The organism is Streptomyces sp. B15, assembly GCF_018070605.1.
In the GTDB taxonomy this organism is placed as follows: domain Bacteria; phylum Actinomycetota; class Actinomycetes; order Streptomycetales; family Streptomycetaceae; genus Streptomyces; species Streptomyces smyrnaeus.
Window position 1 is genome coordinate 1 of the sequence record NZ_JAGPXJ010000058.1, and the last position, 22,710, is coordinate 22,710.

The following is a 22,710-nucleotide window of genomic DNA, read 5'->3' on the forward strand; positions in this document are numbered from 1 at the left end:
CGTCCGTTGCTGACCGGCAGGAACGGCCGCAGCCGTTCCCACTCGGCATCAGTCAGATCACCCCGCCCCATGTCCACATCAACGACCCGGACACGAAGTAGTCACATGATCGACCGGACAAGTCCTACGCGAGTTCGACGTTTAGTCAACGCTGCGAGGAAGCGGGCATCCGGCCCTCCACTGGGCGGACCGGCTCGTGCTTCGACAGTGCCGTCACCGAGAGCTTCTTCGCTTCGCTGGAAACAGAGTTCATCGACCACACCACGTTCCGCATGCGTCGTCACGCCGAGCAGGCCGTGTTCGCCTACAGCGAGGGCTTCTACAACCCGCGGCGTCGGCACTCGGCGAACGGCCACCTCAGCCCTGCCGAGTACGAGCGTCGACATGCCGCCGGGACACCGAACGTACCTAGCTCCCGGCCGAATACCGGCCTACCGGCGAACGGCGGCACCGCGGCGGGGCCGTGCAGAGGACGGGCAGGGCACAGAGCGGGGGCCCGTCACCCGCCCGCAGGATGCCCGGACGCGGACGCGTCCGGGCACTTCGCATACGTGCCTCTGCGAACTCACCTATTCGACATACCGCACACAGTGCGTCGGCAAAGAAGCGCCCATGCAACTCTGGCAAATCACGCTTGTCCGGGGCATGATCCTCTTCTGACCACCCGACGGGTTCGCCGTTCGGGGAGCTGTAAGTGAGGAGAGTGGGGGGCGTATGTCCCGTATCAAGCGTGTTCTGACCGTGGCGGTCGGCGCCGCCGCCTGTGTCGCCCTGGCGCAGGCCCCGGCGAACGCTGTCGGGTCCTGGCACATCGCGGATGCGGCTAACGGTCGCGGAACCGGTGCGTTCAACAGCGGCGACAACAACAAGTTCCGGATCGCGGACACCAAGAAGGACGGCTACAGCATGGTGCTCCGCATCAAGCTCCCCGGCCGCTCCGAGATCACGTCGTGCGACGACCGGAACGGTGCGAACAACGGGTTCGAGTACTGCAGGATCAGCAACATCCCGCGCAGCACCGAGGTCCAGTTCAAGGCCTGCGCGAAGGACTTCAGCGGCAATCTGCCGGGGTGGATCGACTGCTCTTACTGGATCAAGGACTACACCAGGTAAGAGGCGAGCGGGAGGGTGGCGGTATCGAACGCGAGGATTCCGCCACCCTCCCGCGGAATGCCCGGACGCGTCCGCGCCTGACGGCAGCCTGTGGGACATGCACCCAGGACACACACCGTTGAGCGGCGCGGCGCGTCCTCGTCGGCGAGTGATCCACGCAAGACCGGAAGGCCTACGCCTTCAACCGGACGGACCCAGAACGGGTGGTGCCGCTCCTGGAGGCTGCCGGGCACCGGGTGTTCGCGCCGTCCCTGACCGGCTATGGCGACAAAGTGCACCTGCTCGGTCCGGAGGTGGGACTCGCTACCCACGTCGACGACGTGGTCGGGCTGATCGCCGAGGAGAACCTCCGCGACGTCGTACTCGTCGGCCACGGTTACGCGGGACTGGTGATCTCCTCGACGGCCAACCGGATTCCGGAACGCGTCGCGCACCTGGTCCACCTCGACGCGATGGTCCCGGAAGACGGCGAGTCCGCGGTCGACGTCCAACCGGTGACACGGCAACTGATCGAGCTCGCCGAGAAGTCCGGGGACGGCTGGCGCGTGCCGCCGATGCCCGAAAAGCCCGCGCCCTTCGGCCTGTTCGGCGTCGCGGATCCGGCGGACGTCGCCTGGTTGCGCGGAATGCTCTCGGACCAGCCGGTGCGCTGTCTGCAGCAACCGGTGCGACTGGACAATCCAGCCCTGAACGCGATCCCGCGCACGCACATCCACAATGTCGGCGCTGCACCGGCAGGCATCACCCGTCGCCCTGTCCCCCGATTCAACCCAATGGCACTGCCGCACAGGTCTGGGAACTGCCGACCGGCCACGACTGCATGATCACCATGCCGAGCGAACTCAGCGAACTACTTCTCAAGCTCTCCTGAAGGCTGTCCGGTAAAGGTCATCCGACAGACCCACTTCGAAGACACGGCCCAGGTCGCGTCCGCGATGCCAGGGGGAGCCAGGCTCCGCTCCGGGGTCGCCGCCCTTGGTGCGCCGCCGACGCAGGTAGGTGCGGATCTGGATGGACGAGCAGTCCTTGTCCGCCGCAACCCGGCCGGGCCACGTTCCGGCTCGGCCGGGGCCGCGCCGCGGGACGCGGATACGGGCCATCAGTCAACTCCTTTCGACGGCACCCCGAGCGGAACAACACACCAGCCACTTTGCGGACACGACCCACGCCCCGTCCGGCGAATCATGAGCGGAGCCGGAGCCGACTTGCCGCGCCGGTGGCGGAGGCGGAGACGCTTGCGCATGTCGGCCTGATCCCCGCGCTCCGTCGATCCTCCGGAGCACTCCAGAAAATGCTCCCGTTCGGCTCCCGACAGCGGTGCCAGGAGGTCGTCGTTGGCCCGCTGCCTCGCCTTCGGTGCAGTCCGCCACTCGCCCTCAGCGGTGAGGTTCACCGCATTCTTGCGGCGGTCAGCCGGGGTCCATCAGGGCGGTGACATAGGCGTCCAGCCGTTCCTCCACGAACCGGGTAGTCAGCTCTGTCCTCCCTGCCTCCCGCCAAGCCTGCGCCACCTGCTGCACTTCCTCCGAGCACGCCAGCCCGTCGCGCACCTGCCAGTACAACCGCTCGCTCGCTTCCGCAGCCAGCGCCCCGCCTGCCTGCTCATACGCCTCGGGGAAGCGCAGACCCCACGCCGGGCCGTGCAGAAGGGCGAGGATGGCCGAGCAGTGCGCCACATCGAGATCCGCCGGGCCCCAAGAGGTCGCTGCCCAGTCGACGACGCCGGTGATCCGGTCGCATGCCGGCCCAGAGGGCGGCACGTCGAACAGCACGTTGCCTGGCTGGAAGTCCCGGTGCAGGAAGCGCCCTTCATAGGGAGGCACGGGCTTGCGGATCACATCGATCGCCGCGGCCCATACCGCCGCGTCGGCGCCCTTCGGTGTCACGACGGTGTCGGCGGTCGTCAACGACACGTACTCCCGGGGCCGCTCGGCGGGCCGCAACGCATGGATCGCCACGAGTTGGCGGGCCAGCAGGTGAATGCGCGTCTGCAATCCCTCATCGTCGAGGACCGCCCGGCCCGCCAGATGGGTCATCAAGAGCGACGGATACTCGCAGTACACGGCGGTGGGATCAACCGCGACCAGCTCAGGAGCCGGAACGCCGGTCTGCGCGAGCATGGACAGGGCGCCGGCCTCCCTGTGCAGCGACTCCTCGGCGTGCTCCAGGTAGAACGGGTCGACGAAGCTCCGCAATACCAGGTCACGGGTGCCTCCGTCCCGCCTGCCGACAGTCAGCCGCCGCATCTCGGCAGTGATGCCGCCGCGTAGCACCTCGGTTCTGACGACCCGTTCGCCGACCTCCAGCTGCCTGTTCACCCAAGCCAGCGTCAACGGTCGGACAATCGCCACCTCACGGACGTTGGTCACCGTGCCACCTCATCATCCGGCGGCGGCACGCGCAAAGGCTTTCATTCAGCGGCCTGGGTCCGAGCCGGCCATAAGAGGTTGTCTCCTGCGGTGTGATGTTCGTGTGGTGAACCGAAGCACGACAGGTGTCGCACAGGCGGGGCTTGCTGTCACCGTGGCCCAGTCTGCCTGCGTTGGACTTGTTCAACTGAACACCGAGGCCAGCGACGTCGATTGAGGGGGACAAGGACCGTCGGTGGCTGGTGGCAGGATCACCGGCATGGTCTTTATACGTACGACTCCGCCGCGGCCTGTAGAGGTGTCCGCGGTCTTCCCTGAGCTGGCTTCTTGGGCGCGTCCTGCGATCCGGCTGCATCCCCGCCCGGGGTCGCCTTCGGTCAGGGAGAGCTCGGTCGGGGGACCGTTGCTGTGGCCGGCCGTGGAGCCGTGGCCACACTGCGAAAGCTCGCACCTGCACCGTGACAGTGGATTCCGCCAGTCACCGGCCATAGTGCGGCTTGAGAGACGCATGCAGGCCCGATGGCACCCTGATTCCGGTGATGTCGGGCTGACACCCTAGGAGGCGGCGCTCAAGGAACGGAGCGCCGCGAGGCTCGCGGGGCGACTCGACGCCGGCCCTCCGTGGCCTGCGGACTGCCCGGTCCCCATGCTGCCCGTGGTTCAGCTGTATCTGCGCGACATACCCTTGTTGCGACCGCCCGGCCAGGCCGATCTGCTCCAGATTCTATGGTGCCCCTACGACCACGAACCGGATTACAAGCCGTCGACCGCGCTGTTCTGGCGGTCCGCCGCCGCGGTCGTCGACATCCTCGCCACACCGCCGGAACCGTACGAGGTGAACTATCGGGGCTATGTGCCGGAGCGGTGCGGGCTGTCACCAGAAGCGATCACCAAGTACCCCGACAGCCTCGATCTGAGCCCGGAGATGCGGCTGATGGTGGAGGACCCGAGCAGGTGGCAGGCAGCCGGCGTCGACGTGGACAGCGCCTATGGGGACTACCCGCGGGACTTCTACGACTGCGAACTGGCTGACGCTCCCGGCTGGAAGGTCGGCGGCTGGCCCCCGTGGGGCCGCACCGACCCGTATCGCCGACACGGCACTGTCTGCGATGTGCAGATGATCCCGCTGCTGACGATCGCTTCCTTCGAATGGGACGGTGGTGAGGGACGCAGCTGGACGCCGTGCGAAGACCAGGCCGCCGCCTACGCCGCCCACTACGCCGGCCAAGACCCCTCGCAGCCGACTGCGGTCGAAGTGGGCAGCACCGACAACATGCAGCTCTACGTCTGCCCGGCCTCCCCCGAGCATCCGCACACCGACCTGATCCAATGAGCCATCGGGCCTGTCACACACCCTCCGTAGCCGGTGACATGAATGCTGCCGCATGAGGGTCTGACAGGCGATGTGCCTCGCATGTGCCGACCAGACAGCTGCGATCGATCCCGCTCACCACGTCATCCGGCTACGCCGGTGACCGACTACTGAAGCTCGGCACAGCAGCATGATGCTGGTCGTGGGTGCTGATCGGTCGAAGCAGCTGGTTCCTGACGAACTCTGGGAATTGGTCTTCCGGTTGCTGCTGGACGAACTCGGAGTCAGGGGCGAGGTGGCTGGATCACGGCGACCGTTGACGCGGCCTCCGTCCGCGCGAAGGGGGGCTCGCCGACCAGGCCGGACCCGGTGGATCGCGGCAAGAAGGGCAGCAAGCTGCACGTGTCGCCCGAGGCCCAGGGCATCCCGCCGGCGGTCGCAGCGTCTGGCGCGAACCTGCGTGACAGCCAGGTGTTGACGCCGCTGATCCTGGCGATACCTGCCATCCGTTCGCGGCGCGGGCGAAGTCGACGGTGACCGGTCAGGATCCGTGGCGGCAAGTTCACTCCTGTCCTGCCGGCTCAAGGGCGACGCCGTGTTCCGGGCCACCAGCTGTGTCGCCCACCTGCACGTCCTTCCACTCGGTCCCTGACCAGCCCCTAGCATCGCCTGTCATGGCTACAGTGATCGTGACCGTCGGGCTGGCGTTCATCGGCTACCTCGCGACCTACCTGAACGGCTTGCGGCTTGCGCAGAGACAGGCCCGGCTCACCCGCGTCAATGAGCAGCTGAGCGACTTCTACGGACCGCTGTTCGCCCTGATGGAAGCCAACGGCCGTACCTATGACGCCTTCTCGGAGAAGTACGCCCGCCCTGACGGTCGTGATCCCTTCCGCCACGAGACGCCTCCCACCGATCAGGAGCTTGCGGAGTGGCGCACTTGGGCCACAACCGTCTTCATTCCCAACATCCAGGCCATGCGCGACGTGGTGGTCACCAAAGCGGACCTCCTCATCGAGGAGGAGATGCCCCATGTCCTGCTCCAACTGTGCGCACATGTGGCCGGCTACGAGATCACCGCGGCACGCTGGGCCCAAGGCAACTACGAGGAGCACCTGTCACTCATATCCTTCCCCGGCCCGGAGCTCAGGGAGTACATCCGCGACCGGTTCACCCGACTCAAGAACGAGCAGGCGCGATTGCTGGGGCACAACCGAATCGCCGGCTGGAACCGGTGACGGGCTTTCGTTGCGTGACGGGCCCCGCTGAGTGGTGATGCGGAGCCCGCAAGCCATTGATGAGATGGCTCCTTGGCACCCGGCGTCCTCTCCGTGAAGGCGGTTGCGCTGCGGTCGGCCTGCAGTCCGGCAGGCATCGCCAAACACTGGTCTTCGGCAGATTCTTGCCCGGGAGAACAACGACGACAGCGCCCATACGCAAAGTAGCCCGTGGAGTGACAGGTCTCTGTGAAGGCAACCATTTCATCGGCTTGCCCTTGGCCTTTTCCGGCTCCCGGTAGGCAGCGACGGTCCAGCCCTGGGAGATCTTCGCCTGCAGGGTGGTGCCCGCACGGCTCATGCGCCAGCCGCCCGCCGCATGACTGTGGCGCGCCCACGCTCTCCGCCCCGTACGTCCGGCACCACGGATCCGGCTCGGGCAGCTCAGCACTCGCTCACCGCCTGATCCGGCTCAAGGCCTTGCCCGATGTCTGCGCAAAGCCTATGAACGTCGCCGATCAGTAAGCGTATGTGTATTGAGCGAGAACGCTGTTCCAAGGCAACGGATCGCTCTTGGTGGTACCGCTGGGTGCACCCAGATGTGTCGCAGGGGTGGGGCCCCTTGGACGTTCCGAGGGGAACAATCACGCCGCCGACCTGGGATCTTTGCGCTGTTTGGCATTGAAGCGTGCCTTCTTCTGACGATTCCCGCACGTGTTCATGTCGCACCATTTGCGGGTGCGACTCTGACTGGTGTCGAAGAAGGCGGCTCGACAGGTTGGCGATGCACACAAAGCCAACTTCCCGTCTCGTTCGCCTGCGATGATGCTGATCGCGTCCGCGGCGATCACGCTGAGGGCATCTTCCACGCAGGCGGCCGAGCTGAGCCGCCATTGGCGATTGCCCTCGGGCGTCAGGACGGCCGCGGCACGACCCCGAGCGCTGAAGTCATTGATGACTTGAACAGCAGACGCAGGGAGAGGGTCCTGGATCGCGGCAGCTGTCGCGGCGGCGTGAATCGACTCCCGCAGTTCCCGAGCGAGGTCGAGCTGGTCAGTGGTGCAGGAGTCCACGGCGAGGCCGTACACCGCCAGCCAGTCGACGAGTCGCTGCGGCGTGGGAATGCGCTCCACAGCGTCGCCATGACGCTCCGACAAGGTCCCCGTGAAGCTGGTCGCCAGCACGCTGCCGAGGCGGAAGTCAGGGAACCCAGTACGCATGGAACCACCTTAGGCGGTTGCGGTGTGGCTCGGCAACCTGCTAGAACCGTCTTAGCCGGTTCGCAACAGGTTGTAGCCGGTTCCGCGATGACCGGGAGGTCCTCATGCCCCGTCCGACCACCGACGTGCAAGCGTTCGAAGCCCACGCAGCTGACGCCGACCTCGACGATCTGCGCGCGCGACTGGCCGCGGCGCGGCTTCCGGAGGCCGAGACGGTCCGTCGCGCCGAACCCGGCTCTCGCCGCTGGGAACAGGGCGTTCCGCTCGCCGACCTCGTCGATGTCGTGAACTACTGGCGCACCGGGTACAACTGGCGGTCGTTCGAAGAGCGTCTCAACCGGATCGGCCAGTTCCGCACGACCATCGATGATCTGGGAATCCACTTCCTGCACCGCCGATCTCCGCGCGCCGACGCCACTCCTCTGATCTTGACGCACGGCTGGCCGGACAGCATTGCTCGCTTCATCGATGTGGTGGACGAGCTGGCAGATCCGAAAGGTGCGGACACGCCGGCGTTCCACGTCGTGGTTCCATCGCTGCCAGGCTTTGGTTACAGCGACAAGCCGACCACCACCGGGTGGGGAACCGAAAAGATCGCGGCCGCATGGGTGGAACTCATGGAAAGGCTCGGCTACAGCAAGTTCGTAGCCCACGGCGGCGACTGGGGAGGCAACATCACCACGGTTCTCGGCGGCCGATTCCCGTCGCACGTTCTCGGCATCCACACGACGTTCGCGGAGGCACCCCCCGGGTTGACAATGGACGGGCTGACGGCAGTCGAGCGCAAATGGGTCGAGGAAACCCGCGATTTCTGGCGCTACCGTGCGGCGTACGCGAAGCAGCAGGCGACCCGTCCGCAGACCATCGGCTACTCTCTCGTCGACTCTCCGGTCGGGCTGCTTGCCTGGATCCTCGACAAGTTCGCCGAGTGGACGGACACCGAAGACAGCCCGTTCGAGAGGATTTCCATAGACCGCCTTCTCGACGACGTCACCCTGTATTGGCTGACGCGAACCGGCGCATCGGCCGCCCGCATCTACTACGAGAGCCACAACTCGCTCGACCCCGAACTTCGGGTCGACGTCCCGTCAGCACTCACCATGTATCCCCGCGACGTCGAGAAGTGCCCGCGCCCCTGGGCGCAGGAGCGGTACCGGCAGATCGTCCGATGGGGGTTGCCCGAAGCCGGGGGACACTTCCCGTCACTGGAGGTTCCCGAGTACTTCGTCAAGGACCTGCAAGAAGGCCTCGCGGCAGTGCTGGCCGCTCATCGGTGAACGCGGCCGGGCACCGGCGCCCGATCACCGCCTGATCCGACTCGAGGCGCGAAGATTGCGCGGAGCGCGTCGGGGTCTGCCAGGCCCTTCGGACGGGCAGCGCAGGAACGTCACATCCTGGTAGACCTCGACGTCCACCCGGCAACGCCCCGACACACCTCACCTGCGAAGAGCCAATTACTACCCGCCATCCTCGCCGGCGCCCAAGGCGTGCCGGTGGTCCCGGCCGTACCGGCGCACAGCGCACGGCCTCCCCAGTACGAGGAACGCGTCACCGAGGAAGCGGGGGCGCACCGGCCACACCCGTACCGGAAGAGCGCTACCTCCCACGGAGCAGCTTCTTCTCTCACTCCTCATTCCGCGCAGCGCGGCCTGTCAGTGGCAGTGTCCGGCGGACCCGGTGCCGGAGGGGGATGGTCCGACAGCCGACTGTCGGCAGAAACAGGAGGCATGGATCGATACGTCGGCCCTGGCCTGGGCGAAGCGCAGCTGCTGCTCGACGAGGGAGGCCTCTCCCCTGTGCCCCTGCCGGACCAGGCACTCGTGGAGGCCGTGCAGGCCCCAGACGTTGCCCGGGTGCTGCTGGGACCGCGGGACGGTGCCGTCCAGGCCCAGGTCGGCCCGATACACCGCTGCGGCCTCCTCGACATGGCCCTGCTCCAACAGCAGTGCCCCGTAGGCATGTCGGGTCGGCTGCATCCACCCCCAGGGTTCGTCGTAGGGGAGGTTGTCATCGAGTTCGATCGACCGCCGCAGCGCGGCGAAGGCCTCGTCGATGTTTCCCTTGCGGTACTCCACCTCGCCCTCCAACATCGCGGCCGCCACCGCGAGGATGTCCCGACAGGTGTTGTTGAACAGCGTGCGCGACTCCGGGACCCGTCCCACTGCCTCCTCGAAGAGCGCCCGCTGCGCCTGAGCCGTCTCCACCCGGCCGGAGGCGGCGTGGGCGACGGCCTTCGCGTAGTGCATCATCGCCGTTGTGACGCAGTAGAGCTCCGGGTCTCTCGGCAGGGGTGCGTCGATGATCTCCCGCCACATGCCGAAGCGGATCAGCACGTGCATGCGCATGGAGAGGAGGCCCTCGAGCCAGTCCGCCATCGGTGGCACCCGGACGCGGAGGAGCTCCTCAGGAACCGCCGCCTCGAGTTCGCTGCACGTGTGCAGCGCGGCTGCGCGCTGCCCGAGGAACATCGAGCCGTAGATCTTGAAGTGGAAGTTGTGGCAGCGGTAGAGCGTGTAGAAGTTCATCGGGCCGGAACGCGTCACGAACTTTCCATCCGCCTCGATCGCGCGCGCGTTCGAGGACACCACCTTGGAGTAGTCACCGCACAGGACGTCCAGGTGGGTGGGCATGTGCTGGAGGTGGCCGGCATCGGGGACGAGATCGCGCAGGCGATCGGCCATCGGCAGGGCCTGCTCCGGCACGGACGACATCTCCATCAGATGGATGTACATGTGCAGCACGCCCGGGTGGTCCGGACCGCCCGGCAGTCCCAGTGCGTGATCAAGTGCGGCACGCGCCTCCACGGCGAAGGATCCCGGAGACGGTTCACCGGTCCACTGGTCCCACAGCTGCCACGGGGTGAGGTTCAGCAGCGCGTCGGCGAACAGCGCGATCACGTCGAGATCGTCGGGGTGTTCGGCATGCACCAGGCGCATCGCCTCGGCATATCGGTGGTTCCACACCGAGAGGTCCGGCGCCGCCTCCGGCTGCGGGTATCGCTGCCGCAGCGCGCCGATGAGCGCCCGCTCCACAGGCGTGGTCCGGTGCGCGAGACGTTCCGCCCGGGCGGACGCCTCGAATGCCCGGGAGATACTCGATTCGAGATCGGCAGGGTCGAAGCGTTCCCAGGGCTTGTTGTAATTGGGGCCCAGGGCGTAGGCGATGCCCCAGAACGCCATGGCACATTCCGGGTCGAGTTCGCGGGCCCGCTCGAAGCAGTCGATGGCTTCCTCGTGGTTGAAGGCATAGCTCCACACCAGACCGCGGTCGAACCAGGTCTGCGCCTCCCCCACACCGGTCGACACCAGCCGAGTGCAGCTGCCGAGATCGTAGTAGTCAGTCATCGAGCCTCCTTCGAAACGTCGCCCGGCGTCGCGTCAGGTCACCTCGCACCAGGTCCAGTCAGCGGGTCTTGTCCGATGTCAGGCTCGACCGATGCCGGGGGCGGCATCGGGCGCGCAGCCCTTCGGCCGCGTCGATGAGCTTGGGGGCCAGGTCCCGTGTGCATCGGTGCCGCGGGTGCACAGGGCGCGGCCAGGAGTGCCGCCTCGGCGATCTGCTCCTTGGCCACAGCCGCCATCTTCGCAGCAGGTGATGTGGTCCTCGGTGCAATACACGCGCTGGGTGAGGGACACACCTGCGACGCGCTCGGCTCACGGGCCCTTGCGCGCAATGCGATCGACCTTGTGTTCGATATCGACGGAAGTGGCTCGCATACCGTTGCCGCCTCCTCTTGCTCGGTGTGCGCGTCCCGGCCAACTGCATGGAGGACGGCTCCTACGAGGCAGTGTCTGAGACGTGCAGCCCCATCCGCTCAGTCCGCCGGCTGCTTACTCTTGTGGCCATGACTGCCCAGCCTCCGGAGCCCTCTCCGCGCCCTGCACCACCATCAGGAGAGCTTCGCGCCTCTCACGACGACCGGGAAGCAGTGGTGGAGCAGCTGCGCGATGCGGCAGCCGAGGGGCGAATCGATCTCGATGAGCTGGATTCACGCTTGGAGCAGGCGCTGACGTCCCGGACTTACGCCGAGTTGGCCGTTCTGACCGCCGATATACCTAGGCTGAATTCTGCTGAGAGCCGGTCGCCGCTGGTGCTCAAGGGCGGCATGTACGGCGCGTCTCGAGGCCCCGGACGCTGGAAGGTTCCCGGGCACGTGATCGCTCACGGTGGCGTAGGGGGTGTGAAGATTGACTTCACCCGGGTCGAGTGCCGCCTCACGGAGGTCGCAGTGGAGGCGTACGGGGAGACATCTGGTGTCACGATTGTCGTTCCCGACAGCTGGGTCGTAGACACCAGCGGCATGGATCCCGGCGTTGGCGGCCTGACGGACAAGACCACTCCAGACCGACTCCCGGGAACTCCGCTGATCCGACTCACTGGTTCCGGCGGCATGGCGGGTGTAGTCATCCGCCACCCCAACCGCCGGGAACGGCGCAAGCTGAACAGCAACCCGACGCCAGGTTAGGGCGCGTGCCAGGGTGCTGATCAAGACCTGAAACGATCTTGCAATGGCTCGCGGTGGTCTGCCTCGTCAACCGTGGGTGCGGCTGAAGCGGCCGTTGCCGCCGATACCTGATTGCCCGCTACGCGAGGACCGGCCATACATCCCAGCAGCCAGCCCAACAGCCCACCCAGCGGCGCGAAGAGCGGGGACCTCATCGCAGTTCACGGTCTGGTAAGCGCAGGCGCTGCGGTCACGGACGGCGGTATCCCGCCGTGCCTTCGAACGCCGCCGCCTTTGTGGCCTCTGTTTCCGTGAGGCTCCTTATGCGCGCTTTTGTATGTGCTGTTCCAGATTTTCTCACTGTCCGATCTCGTTGACCTGCGGCGGCAGTGTTCTTCCACTTGTTGCGGTGGCAATCGGTGATCGGCAGGCGTATGGGTGTTCGTGAGGAATAATGGGGCTGTCGGCCCCTTCCGGGGCCGTGTGGGTGACGGGGGAACCGGTGGGTAGACGGCACGTGCGGAAGATGCTGCGGCAGATGGCGAGCGGAGAGCCCGTCGAGGTCGCCCCCGCCCTGGGATCGATGAGGAAGCTCTCCCGCCTCGCCGCCATCGCCCAGCAGTTCGGGTACGAATACGCAGACGTACGGCAGGGGGGCGGGCCGCAGGGCAACGGGTATGTGATGTTGGTCGTGCCCGACCCCGGCCCGCAGGCCCGCGAGCGGGCGGCGCGGAACTGGGCGCAATACCCGAACGCCGTCGACGGGGGCACGCTGCCGCCCCTCGCCCCTGCGGAGGTCGAGCTTCTGAAGGCCCGCATCACGTTCGACATCACCACCATGTACACCAGTAAGCAGCTGGTTGTACTCGCGGGGGTCGGCGCTGTTCCGCTGGCCGTGCCCACCGGTTTTCTGATCAGCGCAGGCGCCACTGCCGTGGTTGTCGCCGGTACCGCCTGGGCCGCGCTGATGGCTCTCGTCCCCGTCGGGTTCGCAGTCAACCGGCGCCACAGGGACAAGCACGCCGCTCTTCTGGAGGGCGCCGGTTTCACACAGGTGACCGACCAGGAGGGGCGGACGCGGTACGTACCGCCGAGCGGGCAGCTTCCTGGGCACGGCAACCCGTTCGCCATAGGGACATGAGTGCCCTCGGCGCCGGGCCCGCCCGCCGCCGAGCAGAAACGGCAGGGCGCAGGCTGTTGCCGGAGGCCGGCTCGCAGGAATCCGGCCACGGCCGGGCCGGGGCTCACTCGGCGCCGTCGTCGTCCGCGAGAGTTGTCCCGTCCACCTTCCACATGCCCCGTAGGAGACCGCAGCAGTACCCGCCAGGCATCCGGCCGCCCCGAGCATGAAGCCGGCCTGCAGCAGGTCGTCCTTCAAGAGCTTGGCGATGCCCCAGACAGCCAGGCCCAGCCCCGCCGGACCAGAAGCACGAGAGCGAGCACCGTCCATGCGCGCCGCATGCCGAGCACCGTGCCCTCGGCAGCGTCGCGCACCGCCGGCGCGACCTCTTCCCCGTCCGCTCCGGGCGCCCCATGGACGGGACAGCGGGGCCAGGGGCAGCGGGCGACACCGGCTCCCCCGCTGCCCGCTGCTGCGGAAGACCGATCCTTCCCAGGAAGGCCTGCACCCCTTCCAGACGCAGGAATCCCCACCGGTCCAGCCGCTGTGGTTGCCGTGTTGGAGGAGGCGTTGGCCAGGTCCTCCGGCGTCACGCGATAGGTCACGCCGCCAACGCTGATCGACGAGGTTCCAGCCATGGTGGGTTGCGCCCCTCTCACTCGATGCAGCGAGCAGTCAAACCTCGACGGGCCCCGAAGAGGCCGCTGCCGCCCCGAGTGAGCGACATATGGTCACAAGCTGAGCAGAGCCGGAACACGATGCGGGCCACTGTGACAAGACTCCGTGGGTGAGCCGACTACCCGTCTTCCGGGTGGGCACCGCCGGTCAGTCCGGCCGCGGTCAGCGTGAGGTGCTGGGCCAGCAACTCGGCCGCGGTGTCGGCGTCGCGGGCCAGCGCCGCCTCCTCCAGCTCGCGGTGCTCGGCGGCACCGTCCCGGTCGGGGACGCGGTGCGCCGACCAGCGGCGGGCCAGTTCACTCGCGGTCCACATCCGGTCGAAGGTCTCCAGCAGGACGGGGTTGCCGCACCCCTCCAGCAGGGTGCGGTGGAAGACCCGGTGGGCTTCTGACCACGCACCGCTGTAGTACGCGCCCTCCTCCGGCACATACGCAGGGGTGCGGGCCAGGCGGTGGTGGGCGGCTCGCACGCGGGCCTCCCAGTCGAGGTCGCCGCGCTCGATGGACATCCGCAACATGACCGGTTCGACGGCCCGGCGGGCTTCCGCGATCTCCTGCCAGCGGCGGTCGGAGAAGGCCGGGACGGCGAAGCCACGGTTGGGCAGCCGGTCGGCGAGGCCGTCGCCGGCGAGCCGCACGAGTGCTTCCCGGACAACGGCCAGGCTCACGCCCTGTTCCTTGGCGAGGTCCTGCGGTTTGAGCGCGTCACCGGGGGCGTGGTCCCCGCGCATGATCGCGTCCCGCAGATGCGCGTGGACATGCTCGGAGAGCATCTGCTTCCCCGACGAGGGCGAGGTCTGGCCGGTCTGAGTCATGCATCCACCATAGACGATCCCGAGGATAATCGATTATTAGTGCTACAGTCGATTCATGTCGAGGGGCGGTGGCGACAGCGGTGCCCCTGCACGACGCTGCTGCCCTCCCTCCGTTCGCCCGCACCACCACCCCGGAGCACGACCTGAAAGGAACGACGCCATGAGCGCCAACGACCCCTTCGCCCGCCTCCCCGAGGCGGCCTCCTTCACCGTCACCAGCACCACCGTCACCGACGGCGCCACTTGGCCGCCCGAGCAGTTCTCCTCCGGTGTCCCCGGCGGGAAGGACATCTCCCCGCAGCTGTCGTGGAGCGGCGCCCCGGACGGCACCAAGAGCTACGCCGTCACCGTCTACGACCCCGACGCCCCCACCGGGTCCGGTTTCTGGCACTGGGCGGTCGCCGACATACCCGCCACCGTCACCGAGCTGCCCGAAGGAGCCGGCGACGACATCGGTTCGGGCCTGCCCGACGGCGCCTTCCAACTGCCCAACGACGCCCGTGCGGCCCGCTTCATCGGTGCCGCCCCACCGGCCGGGCACGGCCCGCACCGCTACTTCACCGTGGTGCACGCCCTGGACGTCGCCTCCATCGGCGTTCCGGCCGACGCCACCCCGGCCGTCCTCGGCTTCACGATGGCCGGTCACGTCCTCGGCCGCGCCGTCCTGACCACCACCGCCGAGACTCCAGCATGACGCACAGCGCAACCCACCTCATCGACACCACGGAGATGTATCTGCGCACCATCCTGGAGCTCGAGGAGGAGCACGTCCTCCCTCTTCGCGCCCGCATCGCCGAGCGCCTGCACCAAAGCGGTCCCACCGTCAGCCAGACCGTCGCCCGCATGGAGCGCAACGGTCTGCTGCATGTCGCGGACGACCGGCACCTGGAGCTGACGCGGGAGGGCCGACGGATCGCCACCCGCGTGATGCGCAAGCACCGGCTCGCGGAGTGCCTGCTCGTCGATGTGATCGGGCTGGCGTGGGAGCAGGTGCACGCCGAAGCCTGCCGATGGGAGCACGTGATGAGCGAAGCCGTCGAACGCCGCGTCTTGGAACTGCTGCGCCACCCGACACAGTCGCCCTACGGCAACCCGATCCCGGGCCTGGCGGAACTCGGCGAGAAGAGCACCACCGAGCCACTCCTCGACGAGAGCATGGTCAGCCTCAGCGACCTGGAGCCCGGGCCGCACGGCGCGAGCGCGGTCGTACGGCGCATCGGGGAACCGGTGCAGACCGACTCCCGACTGCTGTACGCACTACGGCACGCCGGGGTCCAGCCCGGTGCGGTCGTGAACGTGACCTCGACGCCCGGCGGCGTGCTGGTCGGCAGCGGCGCGAAGAACGCCGAACTCCCCGCGCAGACCGCCTCGCACATCTTCGTCGCCGAGCACTGAGTCCTGTTCCGTCGCCGAGCGCTGGGTCCAGCCGGCCACCGGTCCGTTGCGTAACCCACGCAGCCACCAGGGTGGCCCTCGACCACCTCACGGTCGAGGGCCACCGCACGCTGCCTCTGCTGGGAGGGAAGTCGCGATGCTCCGTGTGCGCCGGAAGACCTGCGCCCAAGGTCCACCCCCACCGCTGCTATCGGCGAGCTGTCGCGTCCGAGTCGGCGACGATCTTTTCCGCTCCGATCCGCCGCATGCGTTCGCTGCCCCATTCTCCCAGGGAGGCCAGGGCGGCGTTGAGTGAGACGCCGTGCTCCGTGAGGGAGTACTCGACCTTCGGTGGCACCTCGCGGTACACCTCACGATGCACGAGCCCGTCTTCTTCCATCTCCCGCAGATGTTGGATCAGCATCTTCTCGCTGACGCCCGGCAGTCCGCGTCGCAGCTCGGCGAACCGGCGGGTCCCGTGGTGGTGCAGTTCCCAGAGGATGAGCGACTTCCATTTGCCGGCAACTACGTCCATCGCCGCGTCGATGCCGCAGAAATATGGACCACGCCGCGCTGCGGTTGCCATTCGCCCTCCAAGAGGTACTTACTCGCGGGTGAGTACCCGACTAATTAGTCCGTACTGGTCAACTCTACTGGCTGCGGCCAGGATCGAACCGAAGGACGAACAGGAGGGGAAGCACCGAAATGACAAGTGACAACAGCGTCCAGGTGAGTGTTCTCGGGCTGGGGGCGATGGGCAGCGCCCTCGCGGACGCCCTGGTGAAGGCCGGCTACGAGACCACCTGCTGGAACCGCTCACCGGGGAAGGCGGACGATCTCGTTGCGCAGGGCGCGAAGGCCGCCGACACTGCCGGCGACGCGGTCCGGGCCGGCCGATTGGTGATCGCATGCCTGCTGGACCACGCTTCGGTCCATGAGGTACTCGATCCGCTCTCCGATCAGTTGGCCGGACGAACCTTGGTCAATGTGACGACGACATCTCCCGCGCAGTCACGGGAGTTGGCCGATTGGGCCGCCCGAGCAGGAGTCACCTATCTGGACGGCGGCATCATGGCCGTACCGTCCATGATCGGCCGACCCGGGGCATCGATCCTCTGCAGCGGATCGGCCGACGCCTTCCACCAGCACAAGCCGCTGCTCGACCTGTGGGGAACCGCTACCTACTTCGGTGAGGATGCCGGGCTGGCGTCCCTGTACGACCTCGCCCTGCTCGCGGGCATGTACGTCATGTTCGCAGGGTTCATGCACGGCGCCGCCATGGTCGCGCCGGCCGGTGTGACGGCGGGCGAGTTCGCGTCCATGGCCACACCTTGGCTGACCGCCATGACCGGCGCCTTCGAAGAGTTCGCCACGGTCATCGACGGCGGGGACTACACCGTCGAGGGGCAACAGAGTCTGCAGTTCGCCGACCTGGGTGATCTCCTGGCCGTCAGCTCCGCCCAGGGCATCAGCACCGAGGTGGTCGCCATGGTCCAGCGGCTCGTCCAACGCCAGATCGACGCAGGCCACGGAGAGGAAGGCTTCGCCCGCATCATCGAGAGCATCAAACAACCGGGCTGAGAGCCCGCGCGGACGGGCGTGAGGGCGTCGTCCGCCCGCCCGCGCGAGCTCTACAGCGCTGTTCATGGGCTTGGGGGCGGTGCTGGTCGCGATAGCCGGCGTCGCGCGAACGCTCGGGGGCGCGCTGCTCACCGCGAACGAAGCTGGAAGCCCTCTGGGCGCCTCCCGAGGGAGTCCAGAGCCCCCCGGGTGCGACCGGCCGACATCAGTGGCACGCAATGTGCCGACGGCAGCTCAGCACCAGGGAGGCTCTTGGGGCTCACTCCGACTCGGCCGCCACCGGCTTGGGGATGAGGAGCGAGGTGCCGAACGCGACGGCGAGCAACACCACACCGGCGATCATGCCTGCCGCGTACCCGGTGGACGAGGAGGCGTCCTCGGGCAGGGCCGCGGTCTGCACGGCGTAGATCACCGCGAAGCTGAGCCCCGAGCCGAGGTTGAACGCGCCCGCGTTGAGCCCCGGCAGGAAGCCGGGGTTTTCGCGCGGCGAGTGCACGATGCCCAGTCCGTTGAGCACGATGTTGGCCACGCCCGCGTACGCCACACCGACCAGGATCGAGGCCGCGAGCAGCAGCCAGCGTGAGTGCGCGTCCAGCGTGAGCAGCATCAGCACAACCGTCGCGGCGGCGCCGACGAGTCCGGCACGCAGGATGCGGCCGTAGCCGTGGGTGGCGGCGAGCCGGCCGGCGAGCGGTCCCATGGCGAGGCCGGCCAGCGCGTAGGGCGTGAGGGTCCACCAGGCGGACTGCTCGGCCGACATGCCCAGTCCGGCCTCGGCGTCCTGTGCGAAAGCGGGCAGCAGGCCGTTCATGATGGCGAAGACGCCGGTCATGGTGAGCACCGTGGTCAGCAGCGTCGCCCAGGTGGCCCGCCGCCGCAGATGACGGGTGGCCACCAGCGGGTGCGTGCCGCGGTCCTGGACGCGCCAGAACAGTGCGAAGGCCAGCGCCGAGACCGCGACGAGCCCGCCGGCGAAGGGCCAGTTCGCGGCGCCCAGCTTGCCCGCCTCGTTCAACGCGATGAGCATCGCGCCCACGGAGACCACGAGCAGGGCGACGCCCGGCCAGTCCATCCGGGTACCGGAGGCGGCACGCGACTCAGGTGCCAGCGTCGCCACAAGAACGGTGCCGAGGGCGGCGACCAGGGCCATCGTCCAGAAGACGGCCGCGAAGCCATGGTGGTCGGCCAGGTAGCCGCCGGCGAGCGAGTCGATGCCCGCGATACCGCCGTTGACCGCGGTGACGACACCCAGCAGGGTGCCGTACTTCTTCGGCTCGGTGACCTCGACCCGCAGCATGATCAGGCACAGCGGAACCGTCGGCCCGGAAACGCCCTGGATGACGCGGCCGGCGAACAGCATCGGCACACTGTTCGCCAGCGCGGCGACGACACAGCCGACGGCCATCAGCGCGAGCATGCCTGTCAGCACCTTGCGGCGGCCGATGAGGTCGCCGAGGCGCGGGAGGAAGAGGGAGAAGAGCGCGGCCGAGGTGAAGAACGCCGTTTGCGTCATCCCGATCTCGGCGGAACTGGCGTGCAGGGAGCGCTCGATGCTGCTGAGCGCCGGGCTGAGCATGCTCGCGTTGAGCTGGAAGGCGAAGCAGGCCATCAGCAACGCCGTCATCAGGACGCCGACCCGCACGGGCCGGCCTTGGCGCAGGTGCCCCTCGGGGGCCGGGGCGGTGGTGGAGACGTCGGTCATGCCCGTCCCACCCGTTCGTCGGATGCGGTGGCCGGTGCGCCGGTCGTCTCCTGCGCGGTCGCCTCGGCCGCGGCGCCGACCGTGCCCGAGGAGTCCTCGGCCGCCGACCGCGTCCCCTCGGCGCCGCCGCCCTCGCCGATCCGCTCCAGGGCGTCGATCACCAGGTCCCAGAACCGGGCGTGGTCCAGGTCGACGGCGACCTGGGTACGGCAGTCGGCCGGCGCCGGCGCGCGGAAGTCGGCGACCGTCATGCCCAGGGTCAGTCCGCCGCGCAGCTCGATGTCGACGGGTGCTTTTCGCACAGTCATCACGTCCGGGTCGATGACGTAGGCGACGGCGCACGGGTCGTGCACGGGCGGGTGTGCGAAGCCCTGACTCTCCAGGTAGGTGGCGCCGAAGAAGTCCAGCAGCTCTCGGACGAAGGTCGCCGGGCGGGTGCCCAGTTGCGCGATCCGCTCGGTGACCTCCGGAGTGGCGAGCGCCTGGTGGGTGAGATCGAGACCGACCATGGTGACGGGCCAGCGCTCGTTGAAGACGATGTGCGCGGCCTCCGGGTCGATGACGATGTTGAACTCGGCCACCGGGCTCCAGTTGCCCTGGTGGTAGCCGCCGCCCATCAGGACGACCTCGCGCACCCGCTCCGCGATCCGCGGCTCCTTGCGCACGGCCAGTGCGATGTTGGTGAGGCCGGCCGTGGGCACCAGGGTGATCTCGCCGGGTTCGTGGGCCATCACCGTGTCGATGATCAGGTCCACGGCGTGCCGCTCGTCCACGTCGAACGCGGGCTCGGGCAGCTCGGGGCCGTCCAGACCGGACTCGCCGTGGATGTCCGCCGCCGTCTCGACCGTGCGCACCAGCGGCCTGGGGCAGCCGGCCGCGAAGGGGACGCCGGTGATGCCTGCGATCCGGGCCACGGCGAGCGCGTTGTACGTCACCTTCTCCAGCGTCTGATTGCCGACGACGGTGGTGACGGCGACCAGCTCGACATCCGGATTGCCGTGCGCGAGCAACATCGCGATCGCGTCGTCGTGCCCCGGGTCACAGTCGAGGATGATCTTTCTGGCCACGAAGAGCCCCTTTGCTCAGCCCTCCCTCGCCCCACCCGCCGCCCCCTGGCGGCAGCGCGACGGGAGGGCAGGGATGCGTGTTGCAGGAGCGACGGGATTGGTGGGAAAACGTTCTCCCAAGACTTTGCGTAGCGGGCTACCGGATGTCAATGGAGGACTGCGTCACACCCTTTCACCTGGGCCTGAACCAGATCGAACCCGTCCTGATAACGTTTGCCGACCTTCGACCTGGCACGCGCGATAGGATCCGCCCGCCGGACTCCGACGAAGAAGTGGTGGCCGCCGTGAACCCTGGCTCAGACGTCACACTGCGCGACGTGGCGCGCGCTTCAGGCTGCTCCGTCTCCACCGTCTCCCGGGTGCTGGCCAACTCCCGGCCCGTCGGCGTCGGCACCGCCCGCCGGGTCCGCGAGGCCGCCGAACGCCTCGGCTACCGGCCCAACCAGGTCGCGCGCGCCCTGCGCAGCAGAAGCACCGCCACCGTCGGACTCGTCCTCCCCCAGATCACCAACCCCTTCTATCCGACACTGGTCCGGGAGCTGACACACGTACTGGACGAGCGCGGCCGAGCCGTACTGCTCGCCGACTGCGACGACGATCCGGCCAAGGAAGCCGCACGCATCGAGTCCCTGCTCGCCCGGCAGGTCGACGCGCTGCTCGTGGTGCCCGTCGACGAACACCGCAGCCGCCCTGCCGTCACCGCGGCCGCCGCGCGCGTCCCGCTGGTGCTGCTCGACCGCAGCTGCGGGCCCGGCGTCGCCGATCTCGTGGCCGTCGACAACGCCGCGGGAATGGCGCTGGTGCTCGACCACCTCGCCGCGCAGGGCCGCCGCCGGCCCTGTTACATCGGCGCTGACGGCACCGCCTCGGCCGCCGCGGAACGCCGCGCCGCCTACGAGGCGGGAGTCACGTCCCTCACCCCCGGCGAGTCACCGCTGCTCGCTCTCGGCGACTTCTCCGCCGCTTGGGGCCGGGAGGCCGTCGACCGGCTGTGGAACGAGCGGCAACGCGGGGACGGTCCGGCTTTCGATGCCGTGGTGTGCGGCAACGACCTCATCGCGCTCGGTGCCATCCAGCGGCTACGGCAGCTCGGCGCGGACGTGCCCGGCCAGATCGCCGTGACCGGCTTCGACGACGTCCCACCCGCCGATCTCGCCGATCCGGCCGTCACCACCGTGCGGCAGCCGGTGCGGGACATCGCCGTCGAAGCGGTGCGGCTGCTGGAACGACGACTCGCCACCGGGCAGGACGTCGGCCACTCGACCTACGGCGAATCGGCCGGCGGTGAATCGGCCGATGGTGAATCGGCCGACGGCGGGCCCGTCGGCAGCGGGCCGACCGACAGCGCCCGTCCCGGAGCCCCTACGGCCGCGTCGCCGAGCGGAGCGGGGACACGGCACGCCGTACGGCTCGCCCCGCAGCTGGTCGTCCGGGCCTCGACGGCGCCCGCCCCGCCATCAGCCCCCGGAGCCCCCGGCACCCTCGGAGCCCGAGGCGGCACCGGCAACGGCCCGGTGGCCTCCGGCACCCCTGGTGGAAGCCCTGCCGGGGACGCGGTACGCCACACCACCGCCCCCGCCCCCCGGTCCACCGATTCCCCCTCCGCCCCTCTCTCCTCGAAGGCAGCCCCGTGATCGCAGTCGTCGGAAGTCTCAACCTCGACCTCGTCACCTCGGTACCGCATCACCCGGTACCGGGTGAAACGGTGCTGGGCGGGGACATCGTCCGCCACCCCGGTGGCAAGGGAGCCAATCAGGCCGTGGCCGCGGCGCGGCTCGGCGGCGAGGTCTCGTTCGTCGGCCGGGTCGGTGACGACGACGATGCCGAGGTGATGCTGAGCGCCGCCCGCGATCAGGGCGTGGACGTCGGCCACTTCCGGCGGACCCCCGGCACCCCGACCGGCCGCGCCCTCATCGCCGTCAGCCCGCAGGGCGAGAACACCATCATCGTCAGCCCCGGTGCCAACTCCCGGCTGAGCGCCGCCGACTGCGCCGCCGCGGCCGACACTCTCGGCCGGGCGCGGGTCACCGTACTGCAGCAGGAGGTACCGGACGAGGCCAACCACGAGGCAGCGCGGCTGTCCGGCGGCACCGTGCTGTACAACCCCGCACCCGCCGTCACCGGAGCCGAACTCCCCTCCCGAGTCGACCTGCTGGTGCCCAACCGCACCGAGCTCGCCGCGCTCGCCGGGCTCTCCTCGACGCCGGATAAGCTCGACGACGTCTCGGCGGCGGCGCGAAAACTGCGTCGGCTGGGGGTCGGCGCCGTCGTCGTCACCCTCGGCGGGGACGGCGTCCTGGTGTGCGAAGGACACGCCGTCCTGCACATTCCGGCCTTCCCCGTGACGGCCGTCGACACCACGGCGGCTGGCGACTCGTTCTGCGGCGCCCTGGCCGTGGGGCTGGCCGAAGGACGGTCGCTGGAGCAGGCCGGTCGATGGGCGGCAGCGGCAGCGGCCATCAGCACCACGCGCGCCGGGGCGCAGCCGTCGCTGGCCCGACGCGAGGAGACCGAAGCCCTGCTCGCCCAAGGGACGCTCGGCGAGTCGCTGCCCGGGGCACTCGACTGAGACGACCTCACCTTCCGCTCCCCCGTTGCCGCCCCACCCCACCGTTGCCTCCCCGACCCGGCGACGGCTGAGGCTCCGACTCGGAGCCTCAGCCGTGTGCAGCGGAGCTGTCAGCAGGCGCCGGATCCGG

Annotated in this window: 20 protein-coding genes and 2 pseudogenes; 14 read left to right on the plus strand and 8 right to left on the minus strand. The window is 68.6% G+C overall.

Going from position 1 to position 22,710, the window contains the following annotated elements; genetic code table 11:
* Positions 1-167 precede the first annotated feature (167 nt).
* The 3 genes and pseudogenes from KBY19_RS37825 to KBY19_RS23715 all read left to right on the plus strand — a co-directional run bounded on the left by KBY19_RS37825 (position 168) and on the right by KBY19_RS23715 (position 1,984).
* Entirely contained in the window at positions 168-698 is a 531-nt protein-coding gene (locus KBY19_RS37825) for an IS3 family transposase (protein WP_368860994.1), read from the plus strand.
* Positions 699-714: 16 nt separating this feature from the next.
* Complete coding sequence (locus tag KBY19_RS23710) at positions 715-1,113, plus strand: hypothetical protein (protein WP_210966652.1); 399 nt, start codon at positions 715-717, stop codon at positions 1,111-1,113.
* 203 nt (positions 1,114-1,316) lie between these two features.
* Positions 1,317-1,984: pseudogene (locus KBY19_RS23715) on the plus strand (alpha/beta fold hydrolase).
* 112 nt (positions 1,985-2,096) lie between these two features.
* On the opposite strand, the pseudogene KBY19_RS23720 reads toward KBY19_RS23715, so the two are convergent.
* Both KBY19_RS23720 and KBY19_RS23725 read right to left on the minus strand, forming a co-directional pair.
* A pseudogene (locus tag KBY19_RS23720) lies at positions 2,097-2,216 on the minus strand (IS5/IS1182 family transposase); the annotation flags it as partial.
* A 306-nt stretch (positions 2,217-2,522) separates the two neighbouring features.
* A complete protein-coding gene (locus KBY19_RS23725) occupies positions 2,523-3,482 on the minus strand; it encodes an aminoglycoside phosphotransferase family protein (RefSeq protein ID WP_307842569.1) in 960 nt (319 codons plus the stop codon).
* Positions 3,483-4,128: 646 nt separating this feature from the next.
* On the opposite strand from KBY19_RS23725, the gene KBY19_RS37590 reads away from it, so the two are divergent.
* The 3 genes from KBY19_RS37590 (at position 4,129) to KBY19_RS23740 (ending at position 6,032) form a co-directional block, all read left to right on the plus strand.
* Positions 4,129-4,815, plus strand: coding sequence for a hypothetical protein (locus tag KBY19_RS37590; RefSeq protein WP_307843598.1), 687 nt, complete (start codon positions 4,129-4,131; stop codon positions 4,813-4,815).
* Positions 4,816-5,163: 348 nt separating this feature from the next.
* Positions 5,164-5,331: a hypothetical protein gene (locus KBY19_RS23735; RefSeq protein WP_180289534.1), complete on the plus strand. Its 168-nt coding sequence runs from the start codon at positions 5,164-5,166 to the stop codon at positions 5,329-5,331.
* Positions 5,332-5,468: 137 nt separating this feature from the next.
* Complete coding sequence (locus tag KBY19_RS23740; protein WP_210966653.1) at positions 5,469-6,032, plus strand: hypothetical protein; 564 nt, start codon at positions 5,469-5,471, stop codon at positions 6,030-6,032.
* Between the two features lie 623 nt (positions 6,033-6,655).
* Here KBY19_RS23740 and KBY19_RS23745 read toward each other — a convergent pair.
* Positions 6,656-7,231: an ABATE domain-containing protein gene (locus KBY19_RS23745; protein WP_210966654.1), complete on the minus strand. Its 576-nt coding sequence runs from the start codon at positions 7,229-7,231 to the stop codon at positions 6,656-6,658.
* A 104-nt stretch (positions 7,232-7,335) separates the two neighbouring features.
* Here KBY19_RS23745 and KBY19_RS23750 point away from each other — a divergent pair, with 104 nt between their 5' ends.
* Positions 7,336-8,508: an epoxide hydrolase family protein gene (locus KBY19_RS23750; protein ID WP_210966655.1), complete on the plus strand. Its 1,173-nt coding sequence runs from the start codon at positions 7,336-7,338 to the stop codon at positions 8,506-8,508.
* A gap of 375 nt (positions 8,509-8,883) precedes the next feature.
* On the opposite strand, the gene KBY19_RS23755 is transcribed toward KBY19_RS23750, so the two are convergent.
* Positions 8,884-10,575: a tetratricopeptide repeat protein gene (locus tag KBY19_RS23755; RefSeq protein WP_210966656.1), complete on the minus strand. Its 1,692-nt coding sequence runs from the start codon at positions 10,573-10,575 to the stop codon at positions 8,884-8,886.
* 500 nt (positions 10,576-11,075) lie between these two features.
* On the opposite strand from KBY19_RS23755, the gene KBY19_RS23760 reads away from it, so the two are divergent.
* Positions 11,076-11,696 carry a DUF1707 domain-containing protein gene (locus KBY19_RS23760; RefSeq protein WP_210966657.1) on the plus strand — a complete coding sequence of 207 codons (621 nt, stop codon included), beginning with the start codon at positions 11,076-11,078 and terminating at the stop codon, positions 11,694-11,696.
* Positions 11,697-12,213: 517 nt separating this feature from the next.
* Positions 12,214-12,816 (plus strand): hypothetical protein, encoded by a 603-nt coding sequence (locus tag KBY19_RS23765; RefSeq protein WP_210966658.1) that lies wholly within the window; start codon positions 12,214-12,216, stop codon positions 12,814-12,816.
* Between the two features lie 775 nt (positions 12,817-13,591).
* Here the strand turns inward: KBY19_RS23765 and KBY19_RS23770 are convergent.
* On the minus strand, positions 13,592-14,287 hold the full coding sequence (locus KBY19_RS23770; protein WP_210966659.1) for a GntR family transcriptional regulator: 696 nt from the start codon (positions 14,285-14,287) through the stop codon (positions 13,592-13,594).
* Between the two features lie 160 nt (positions 14,288-14,447).
* Here KBY19_RS23770 and KBY19_RS23775 point away from each other — a divergent pair, with 160 nt between their 5' ends.
* Together KBY19_RS23775 and KBY19_RS23780 are read left to right on the plus strand one after the other, a co-directional pair.
* Positions 14,448-14,981, plus strand: coding sequence for a YbhB/YbcL family Raf kinase inhibitor-like protein (locus KBY19_RS23775; protein ID WP_099877291.1), 534 nt, complete (start codon positions 14,448-14,450; stop codon positions 14,979-14,981).
* A complete protein-coding gene (locus KBY19_RS23780; RefSeq protein WP_099877294.1) occupies positions 14,978-15,682 on the plus strand; it encodes a metal-dependent transcriptional regulator in 705 nt (234 codons plus the stop codon). The genes KBY19_RS23775 and KBY19_RS23780 overlap by 4 nt, the downstream gene beginning before the upstream one ends.
* Positions 15,683-15,869: 187 nt before the next feature.
* Here the strand turns inward: KBY19_RS23780 and KBY19_RS23785 are convergent, their stop codons facing one another.
* On the minus strand, positions 15,870-16,247 hold the full coding sequence (locus tag KBY19_RS23785) for a helix-turn-helix domain-containing protein (RefSeq protein WP_210966660.1): 378 nt from the start codon (positions 16,245-16,247) through the stop codon (positions 15,870-15,872).
* A 119-nt stretch (positions 16,248-16,366) separates the two neighbouring features.
* Between KBY19_RS23785 and KBY19_RS23790 the strand changes: the two genes are divergently transcribed.
* A complete protein-coding gene (locus KBY19_RS23790; RefSeq protein WP_099877301.1) occupies positions 16,367-17,242 on the plus strand; it encodes an NAD(P)-dependent oxidoreductase in 876 nt (291 codons plus the stop codon).
* 259 nt (positions 17,243-17,501) lie between these two features.
* Here KBY19_RS23790 and KBY19_RS23795 read toward each other — a convergent pair whose 3' ends face one another.
* On the minus strand, positions 17,502-18,944 hold the full coding sequence (locus KBY19_RS23795) for an MFS transporter (protein ID WP_210966661.1): 1,443 nt from the start codon (positions 18,942-18,944) through the stop codon (positions 17,502-17,504).
* Positions 18,941-20,011, minus strand: a complete 1,071-nt coding sequence (locus KBY19_RS23800) for a nucleoside hydrolase (protein WP_307843599.1) — start codon at positions 20,009-20,011, stop codon at positions 18,941-18,943. Before KBY19_RS23800 ends, KBY19_RS23795 begins: the two co-directional genes overlap by 4 nt.
* Positions 20,012-20,328: 317 nt before the next feature.
* Between KBY19_RS23800 and KBY19_RS23805 the strand changes: the two genes are divergently transcribed.
* Positions 20,329-21,645 (plus strand): LacI family DNA-binding transcriptional regulator, encoded by a 1,317-nt coding sequence (locus KBY19_RS23805; protein WP_307843600.1) that lies wholly within the window; start codon positions 20,329-20,331, stop codon positions 21,643-21,645.
* Positions 21,642-22,580: a ribokinase gene (gene rbsK / locus KBY19_RS23810; protein WP_210966662.1), complete on the plus strand. Its 939-nt coding sequence runs from the start codon at positions 21,642-21,644 to the stop codon at positions 22,578-22,580. Before KBY19_RS23805 ends, rbsK begins: the two co-directional genes overlap by 4 nt.
* The last annotated feature ends 130 nt before the right edge of the window (positions 22,581-22,710 follow it).

Coding starts and splice junctions, on each gene's coding strand:
- KBY19_RS23710 (WP_210966652.1), top strand. CDS start 715: ATGTCCCGTATCAAGCGTGTTCTGACCGTGGCGGTCGGCGCCGCCGCC.
- KBY19_RS37590 (WP_307843598.1), top strand. CDS start 4,129: ATGCTGCCCGTGGTTCAGCTGTATCTGCGCGACATACCCTTGTTGCGA.
- KBY19_RS23740 (WP_210966653.1), top strand. CDS start 5,469: ATGGCTACAGTGATCGTGACCGTCGGGCTGGCGTTCATCGGCTACCTC.
- KBY19_RS23745 (WP_210966654.1), bottom strand. CDS start 7,231: ATGCGTACTGGGTTCCCTGACTTCCGCCTCGGCAGCGTGCTGGCGACC.
- KBY19_RS23750 (WP_210966655.1), top strand. CDS start 7,336: ATGCCCCGTCCGACCACCGACGTGCAAGCGTTCGAAGCCCACGCAGCT.
- KBY19_RS23755 (WP_210966656.1), bottom strand. CDS start 10,575: ATGACTGACTACTACGATCTCGGCAGCTGCACTCGGCTGGTGTCGACC.
- KBY19_RS23760 (WP_210966657.1), top strand. CDS start 11,076: ATGACTGCCCAGCCTCCGGAGCCCTCTCCGCGCCCTGCACCACCATCA.
- KBY19_RS23765 (WP_210966658.1), top strand. CDS start 12,214: ATGGCGAGCGGAGAGCCCGTCGAGGTCGCCCCCGCCCTGGGATCGATG.
- KBY19_RS23770 (WP_210966659.1), bottom strand. CDS start 14,287: ATGACTCAGACCGGCCAGACCTCGCCCTCGTCGGGGAAGCAGATGCTC.
- KBY19_RS23775 (WP_099877291.1), top strand. CDS start 14,448: ATGAGCGCCAACGACCCCTTCGCCCGCCTCCCCGAGGCGGCCTCCTTC.
- KBY19_RS23780 (WP_099877294.1), top strand. CDS start 14,978: ATGACGCACAGCGCAACCCACCTCATCGACACCACGGAGATGTATCTG.
- KBY19_RS23785 (WP_210966660.1), bottom strand. CDS start 16,247: ATGGCAACCGCAGCGCGGCGTGGTCCATATTTCTGCGGCATCGACGCG.
- KBY19_RS23790 (WP_099877301.1), top strand. CDS start 16,367: ATGACAAGTGACAACAGCGTCCAGGTGAGTGTTCTCGGGCTGGGGGCG.
- KBY19_RS23795 (WP_210966661.1), bottom strand. CDS start 18,944: ATGACCGACGTCTCCACCACCGCCCCGGCCCCCGAGGGGCACCTGCGC.